This window comes from bacterium, from assembly GCA_030704665.1.
Lineage (GTDB): Bacteria > Patescibacteriota > Microgenomatia > Woykebacterales > RBG-16-39-9b > JAUYID01.
Window position 1 is genome coordinate 1 of the sequence record JAUYID010000002.1, and the last position, 1,264, is coordinate 1,264.

A 1,264-nucleotide genomic window follows, 5' to 3' on the forward strand; every position below is an offset into this window, starting at 1 on the left:
CCTTTCCCGCGCTCAGGAAGCTGGTGGAGTGCTTCCACTCGTCGGAAAAGGTATTAAAGGCGTTACATCCGGAATCTTTGGAATGGTGAAGGCTTCAGTTGCATTTTTGGCCACTCCCATCGGTTTGGTACTTGCCGCAATCGGTTTGGTACTCGGAACTGTTATCAATTATCTCAAATCCACACAAGCTGGTATCGATGCAGTGACAGCGGTTACACGTCCGTTATCAGCGGTATTTGAAAGTTTGATCGGGATCCTTCAGCAAGTAGGAGAATTCCTTTTCAAAGCATTCGCAAATCCGAAAAAGACAATCACAGATGTTTACAATTTTGTAAAGGACAAAGTGATTAAAGTATTCACTGGCTATTTCGACATTCTTGCCGGGATTGCAACCTTAGACTTTGATCGTGCAAAGAAAGGACTTTCTGACATAAACGATGTGGCGATCGAGGGCATCAACTCGATCAAGAATGCGGCCGGTGCAATTGGGGACACTTTCGCTGAGGCCATCAAAAGAGGTCAAAAAATTGATGAGATCCAAAAGAAACTGTCAAAAGGCGAAGCTGATTTTATCGATCAGCAATCGAGACTTAAAGAAGAATTGAAAGAACAAAACCTCATCGCTGAAGATCAAACCAGATCTCTTGCTGAAAGGGAAGCAGCTGCTTCAAGATCAATCCAGATTTCAAAAGATATCAACGGCCTGCAAAAGGAACGAATTGAACTGGAGAGACAGCTATTGGTACTTAATTCCCAAAACAATGATACATCCGATGCCCAAAAAGCTGAGATAGCTCAGAAACTTGCTGAAATTCGGGAATCGAATGCGCAGCAGCTCGAGCTCGAAACCACACAGCAGAATAAATTGAACTCCATCAGGAAGGAGGGAGCGGAAAAGGCAGCTACGCAAAGACAAAAATCCCTTGATGAGGCTGCAGAAAAAATGAAGCTCGAGCTAGATCTTTATCTTCAGAACCAGGATGAGAAAGGAAAATCCCTAGAACAAGAGCTCCAAGGACTAGAAATTCTGAGGGATAAAAGTCTAGCTATTGCCAAAGCTGAATTCAATGCCACCAAAAAAACCGAAAACGACAAGCTCGCTTATCTCAAATCACAAAATGATATCAAGAAAAAATTCCTTGAGGAAACTTCACAGGCCGTGGAGGATTATGCGAGGGCCGAGCTCGAACTATGGAAGGCAAGTCATCTATCGAAAATTGATTCTGATAAAGCACTTACCCGTGAGATTATCGATGAGGAAAAT

Annotated in this window: 1 protein-coding gene; it reads left to right on the forward strand. The window is 43.2% G+C overall.

What is annotated here, in order from left to right; genetic code table 11:
- On the forward strand, positions 1-1,264 hold a 1,264-nt coding region (locus tag Q8P13_00095; protein MDP2670860.1), incomplete at both ends, for a hypothetical protein.